The sequence below is a fragment of the Actinoallomurus bryophytorum genome, from assembly GCF_006716425.1.
GTDB classification, from domain to species: Bacteria; Actinomycetota; Actinomycetes; order Streptosporangiales; family Streptosporangiaceae; genus Actinoallomurus; species Actinoallomurus bryophytorum.
The window spans coordinates 1,145,460-1,151,459 of sequence record NZ_VFOZ01000002.1; the positions used below are offsets into that span (position 1 = coordinate 1,145,460).

Here is a 6,000-nt window from a genome sequence, read left to right on the forward strand (position 1 = left end):
CTCCCGCGGGAGAACAACCGGCGGTGTCCTCTTCTGGTCGACCGCCGCGCCGCGCGCCGACTACCGCACGGACACTGTGACGTTAACCCCGCGGGTCCGGCGGAAGTGTGCTGGTTGACGCGATCTAGTTATAGGTGACTAGGGTCACATCACCCGGTCGCCCCGACCGCCCCGGGCCGCCGCCTTTACATTGTAGATCAACTCATGGTCGCAGCGAAGACCTCGATCAGGCCGTACTCTGACGCCGTGACCGACCGGCTGCCGATCTTCCCGCTGGGGGCCGTGCTTTTCCCGGGCCTCGTTCTTCCCCTGCGCGTGTTCGAGGAACGCTACCGGCTCCTCATGAACGACCTGCTCGCCGGCGAGGAGCCCCACCTGTTCGGGGTGGTCTCGATCGAGCTCGGCCACGAGGTCGGGCCCGGCTCCGCCCAGCGGCTCGCCGCCGTCGGCTGCACCGCCGAGGTCCGCGACGCGCAGGAGCAGGAGGACGGCGGGTACGAGGTCGTCACGACCGGCGGCACGCGCTTTCGCATCGAGGACGTCGACGACTCACTCGCGTACCTCCAGGCCGACGTGACCATGCTCCCGGAGGAGGACGGGCCGGGCGCGGAGAGTGCCGTCGCGCCGGTGACGAGCATGTTCCGCCGCTACTGCGAGCGTCTCGTCGCACACGGCGCCGAGGTCGCCGCCCTGGACGAGCTCCCGGCCGATCCCCTCTCGCTGTCCTACCTCATCGCGGCCTCTCTCGTCCTCGACCGTTCGGACAAGCAGCGTCTCCTGCAGGCCGAGCATGCGGCGGCGCGGCTGCGGCTGGAGTATGAGCTGCTACGGCGGGAGAATCTCCTGCTCGAGGCCTTCCCGACCGTGCCGGGGTCAGAGTTCCTCAGCAAGGGCATCAGCCCGAACTGAGCGGCGGGCCGGGGGTTTTCCGTCAGACACGCCCTGGACACACGACGGTAAGGAGCGGCGGCCGGTGTCATCGAAGAAGAGCGGCGGCAAGGGGACGCCCGCGACCGTGGCGGCCACGCGCGCCGGGATCGCCTTCACCCTGCACCCGTACGAGGCGGCGGCCGGCGACGAGTCTTACGGCGAGGCCGCCGCGGACGCGCTCGGCGTGCCGCACGAGCGGCTCTTCAAGACGCTGGTGGCCGAGGTCGACGGAGACCTCACCGTCGCGGTCGTACCCGTGTCGGCGACGCTCGATCTCAAGGCCCTCGCGAGTGCGGCCGGCGGCAAGCGTGCCGCGATGGCCGACCCGGTGCACGCCGAGCGCGTGACCGGGTACGTCCGGGGCGGGATCAGCCCGCTGGGTCAGCGCAAGCGGCTGCCGACGGTCGTGGACGCCTCCGCGTCAGGGTTCGCCACGATCTACGTCTCCGCGGGGCGGCGCGGCCTGCAGGTCGAACTGGCCCCCGCCGACCTGATCCGGCTGACCGGGGCCGCCACCGCCGGCATTGCCCGCGACCGGTCGTGACTCCCGCCGCGCCACGTCCAGGGCTTCGAGCAGCCCGAACACCACGATGGCGATGAGCGGCCAGGCGATCACCACGCCCGTGGCGTGCAGCCCGAGGGCGCCCCTGGCGGTCGTCCCGTCCCGCGCCGTGTGCACCAGGTGCTGGAACGAGGCCCGCCCGACGAGGCTGCCCACCCACCAGGCGATGAGGCCCGCGGCGGCACCGCCGACGCCGAGAGCGCCGAGCAGGCCGAGCTCCCGGAGCCGACCGGCCAGAACGTAGGCCACGATGCCGCACAGGGCGCCTGCCGCCGCGGTCAGCACGGCGAACCAGCCGTCCGCGGCGATCAGCGTCTGGCTCTCCGGATCGCCGAGGAGCTTGGTGCCCCCGGCGATCACGTACGTCGTGCGCGGCGCCACCGTGGTCCACAGCAGCCCGGCGGGAACGCCGAGCACCGCGATCACGAGAGTCGCCGCCGCTCCGATCCGAAGCTGGCCGGCCATCCGAAACTCCCCCCGCCTCCCGCTGATGATCGCAGCGTAGCGCCTGACCCTTAAGTGACCCGAGCGGCTCCGCAAGCGGGAGCCGTCTGAGATAGTGTGCCCGCCATGTCTGGATTCAGCCCGGCGTTCGACCGGCTGGGAGCCGCGTACGCCGCGATCTCGGCCCAGCAGCAGGAGGCCCTCGTGGACTTCCTGCCTGCCGCCGACTGGAGTGCCGATCTGGCCACCGGCACCTACACCCAGGGCGACGTCACCCTCAAGGTCGCTCTCCTCGGCAGCTTCGCCGAGGAGAACCGCAGCTGGCTGTGGGGCTGGGCGAACCCCCAGTTCGGGCCCGAGCATCCCGCCGTCGTGAACCCCAGCGCCATCGGCGCGCGGCTGGCCGTTCCCGAGCTCACCGTGGCGGAGCTGGACCTGTCCTGGTACGAAGGCCCGGCGCGCAGTGGCGGAGACATTGTCGCGATGGCCACTACCGGTCTGATCGGCTCGCCGGGCGCGATCCCCGGCAGCTACGAGGGCGGCGTCGCGTACTTCGCCATCCAGGACGCGAGCGCTCCGGCCCCCGGCTGGGACCCGCTGACCGCCCCCCGCATGATCACCAGCGGTCTCACGCTGTTCCCGACGGACCACCGGCTGACGGTGGCCAAGTACTTCAGCCACCACCACCTGCCCTACCGCGAGACCGAGACCTCGATCATCGCGACCCTGCCCGACGGCGGCGAGTGCCTCGCGCAGTTCGACGGCAGCGACCGCTTCGTCTCCATGTCGATGGAGCTGGCGGCCCGCTGAGCGCGGAAAACCGTTCGACGCCGGATCCTTCGCGCCCGTAGCGTCGGTGGCATGTTCGGAATGGCCGCCCTCCTGTCGCCCGCGCTCACCGCGCCGGGCGCCGTGGCCATGCCCACCGCCGACGGCCTGCGACGCTGACCCTCCTCCGCTCCGTCCTTCGAGAACCCGCGGAGGAGGGTGGCGCGGCGTCCCGTGCGGACGCCTGGTTCTCACGTTCGATTCCTGACGAGAGGACACATCATGGCCAAGCAGTTGTACGCGCGCGGCAAGCCCCACATCAACATCGGGACGATGGGACACGTCGACCACGGCAAGACCACGCTCACCGCGGCGATCACCGCGGTGCTGGCTCGTCAGGGGCTGGCCAGGGTCGTGCCGTTCGAGGGCATCGACCGGGCCCCGGAGGAGCGAGACCGCGGCATCACCATCAACATCGCGCACGTCGAGTACGAGACGCCGACCCGGCACTACGCCCACGTCGACATGCCGGGCCACGCCGACTACGTCAAGAACATGGTCACCGGCGCGGCCCAGATCGACGGGGCGATCCTGGTCGTGTCCGCGCAGGACGGTGCGATGCCGCAGACCCGTGAGCACGTCGTGCTCGCCAGGCAGGTCGGCGTCCGTCACATCGTGGTCGCGCTCAACAAGGCGGACGTGGTCGACGACACCGAACTGCTGGACTTGGTCGAGCTGGAGGTGCGGGACCTGCTTTCCCGGTACGGCTTCCCGGGCGAGGAGATCCCCGTGGTCCGGGTGTCCGGGCTGCGGGCCCTGGAGGGCGACCCGTACTGGGTCAAGCGGATCGAGGACCTCCTGGACGCCGTCGACGGGTACGTGCCGACCCCGGCACGGATCCTGGACCGGCCGTTCCTCATGCCGATCGAGGGCGTGCTCACCATCACCGGGCGCGGCACGGTCGTGACCGGTGTGGTGGAGAGGGGCTCGATCCGCCTCGGGGACCGCGTGGAGGTGGTCGGCCTCGGCGAGACGTTCGCGACGGTGGCCACGGGGCTGGAGACCTTCGGCCAGACCATGGACCGCGCCGAGGCCGGGGACAACGCCGCCGTGCTGCTGCGCGGCGTACGGCGCGACCAGGTCCAGCGGGGTCAGGTCGTGGGCGCCCCGGGGGCGATCCGCCCGCACGCGGCGTTCCGCGCGGAGGTGTACGTGCTCGGCGCGGACGAGGGCGGCCGGAGCCGGCCGTTCTTCACCGGGTACCGGCCGCAGTTCCACATCCGGACGACGGACGTGCCGGGCGAGATCGCGATGAGCGAGGGTGGCATGGCTCTGCCCGGTGACACCGTCACGATGACGGTCTCGCTGGGCCGCGCGATCGCGCTGGACGAGGGTCTCGGCTTCGCCATCCGCGAGGGCCGGCGCACGGTCGGCGCGGGTACGGTCACGGCGCTACTCGACCAGTAGGGCCTGTCTCGAAGTCCTCGCTCTGGGCCCCACCCGGTCTGGGGCCCACCCGGTCTGGGGCCCACCCGGTCTGGGGCCCACCCGGTCTGGGGCCCACCCGGTCTGGGGCCCACCCGGTCTGGGGCCCACCCACCTGGAGCCCACCCACCTGGAGCCCACCCACCTGGACCCCACCCGCCCGGGGGTGCCATCCCACTCTCATTGTCCAGCCAGAACAGCGCCGGGCGGAAGTAGAGCGGGGTTCTGTGGATAACCCCGGGCGACGCCACCCAAGGCGCCACCCAAGGCGCCACCCAGGCGGCGCCACATGGCGCAGGCGGCGCCACGCAACGGCATGACTATGAGACAGAGACCCTAGGACGGCGGGTTCGCCGGGCGGTCGCGCTCGGCGGACCCTCGCTCAGATGCCCATGTCGTCGATCTGCTTCAGCAGGTCGGCGCGGGTGTCGGCGGACGAGGTCTGCACGGCGGCGCCGCGCGTCAGCTCCGGTTTGCCGCCGCCTCGCCTGCGCTCGCGCAGGAACCAGCCGCCGGCGATGCCCGCGACGAAGCCGAACAGGTGGCCCTGCCAGCTGATGCCGCGGTGGGGCAGCAGCACGGTGAACTGGTAGGCGAAGCACAACGCCATGACCAGGCCGACCGCGATGTCGATGCGGTGCCGGTCGAAGAAGCCGCGCACGATCACGTAGCCGAAGTAGCCGAACACCACGCCGCTGGCGCCCGCCGTCACGGAGCCTGGGGCGGAGGTCAGCCACGCGCCGATGCCGCTGACGAGCACGATCAGCACGGTGAGGGTCAGGAACTTCTTGACGCCGCGGAAGGCGGCGAGAAAGCCGAAGATGAACAGCGGGCCGGAGTTGCCCTCGATGTGACCCCAGCTCAGATGCAGGAAGGGCGCCGTCAGGACGCCGGTGACGTCCCCGAAGTCACGCGCGTGGATGCCGTAGCCGACGCTGAGCCGGTAGCCGTCGGCCCAGTTGATCACCTGCACCACCCAGATGACGGCCAGAACGCCCACCATCACCCAGAACGCCCTGGCCGCCTCGGCGAGCACCGCCTCGGCGTCGACCGGCCGCTCGTTCTCGCTGCCCATGATCACCGCGCCTCTCCGGCCGAAGCGTATCCCTCATCGAAAGATAGCCCGCGAAGCGCGGTGCAGGCGGGCCTGATGACGCGTTCTCAGGAACGAGACGGCTTTGCCATCGGCCGGCGTGGGCGCAGTCACACAGGGGCGCTCCGGCGTTCGGTCGCGACGGCCTGGCGTACGGCCTCGGCGGCCCAGTCGTCCGACGACGTCGCCCGCATCCGCGCGCACAGCACGCGCCAGTCGCCGGAGGTGGCGAACAGCACCTTGCCCAGCCCCGCGGCCTCGGCGAGCGCGCCGAGCGCCAGCGTCCGGCGGTCGGGCGCCATCCGCGGCGTCGCGGCGTCGACGACCCGCTGGTGTGCGTCCCAGAGCGCGACGATGTCGCGTACGGGATACCAGGTCTCGGCGAACAGGCCGTAGCTGCGGTGCCGGTCGACCTCGACCTGTCCGCGCTCCAGCATCCGGGCGAGCAGCCGCTCGGTGAGGTCGGCCCCGCTCAGGTGGGCCACCCACTCCTGCGGTGTACGGGACGAGACCGCGATCTGCGAACGCAGCTCGTCCAGGATCGGGTCGCCGACGGGTGGGCCGTCGATCGCGACCAGGATCGAACCGTCCACCTTGAGGTGGCCGGCCAGGGAGAGTTCGGACAGCAGCGCTCCGGCGACGCCATGATCCATGGCGGCAGGGGCGATGCGGCACTTTCCGCGGATGTCGTGGGCCAGGAGCAGAAGCTCCTCTACCA

General features: G+C 71.5%; 6 protein-coding genes. 4 read left to right on the forward strand and 2 right to left on the reverse strand.

The window, feature by feature from the left end:
- Nucleotides 1–246: 246 nt before the first annotated feature.
- The 4 genes from FB559_RS41275 (at nt 247) to tuf (ending at nt 4,171) form a co-directional block, all read left to right on the forward strand.
- Nucleotides 247–909, forward strand: coding sequence for an LON peptidase substrate-binding domain-containing protein (locus tag FB559_RS41275; protein ID WP_141963088.1), 663 nt, complete (start codon nt 247–249; stop codon nt 907–909).
- A gap of 64 nt (nt 910–973) precedes the next feature.
- A complete protein-coding gene (ybaK, locus tag FB559_RS41280) occupies nt 974–1,474 on the forward strand; it encodes a Cys-tRNA(Pro) deacylase (RefSeq protein WP_246122883.1) in 501 nt (166 codons plus the stop codon).
- 588 nt (nt 1,475–2,062) lie between these two features.
- A complete protein-coding gene (locus tag FB559_RS41285) occupies nt 2,063–2,746 on the forward strand; it encodes a DUF6882 domain-containing protein (protein WP_141963090.1) in 684 nt (227 codons plus the stop codon).
- Between the two features lie 240 nt (nt 2,747–2,986).
- A complete protein-coding gene (gene tuf, locus FB559_RS41290; protein ID WP_141963092.1) occupies nt 2,987–4,171 on the forward strand; it encodes an elongation factor Tu in 1,185 nt (394 codons plus the stop codon).
- A gap of 400 nt (nt 4,172–4,571) precedes the next feature.
- On the opposite strand, the gene FB559_RS41300 is transcribed toward tuf, so the two are convergent.
- Together FB559_RS41300 and FB559_RS41305 are read right to left on the reverse strand one after the other, a co-directional pair.
- Nucleotides 4,572–5,264: a rhomboid family intramembrane serine protease gene (locus tag FB559_RS41300; RefSeq protein ID WP_141963094.1), complete on the reverse strand. Its 693-nt coding sequence runs from the start codon at nt 5,262–5,264 to the stop codon at nt 4,572–4,574.
- Between the two features lie 128 nt (nt 5,265–5,392).
- The coding region (locus FB559_RS41305) for a GOLPH3/VPS74 family protein (protein ID WP_141963096.1) at nt 5,393–6,000 on the reverse strand (608 nt) is incomplete at its 5' end.

What these genes read in the sequence shown, in the direction of transcription:
- FB559_RS41285 (WP_141963090.1), top strand. Translation starts at nt 2,063, where the DNA reads ATGTCTGGATTCAGCCCGGCGTTCGACCGGCTGGGAGCCGCGTACGCC.
- tuf (WP_141963092.1), top strand. Translation starts at nt 2,987, where the DNA reads ATGGCCAAGCAGTTGTACGCGCGCGGCAAGCCCCACATCAACATCGGG.
- FB559_RS41300 (WP_141963094.1), bottom strand. Translation starts at nt 5,264, where the DNA reads ATGGGCAGCGAGAACGAGCGGCCGGTCGACGCCGAGGCGGTGCTCGCC.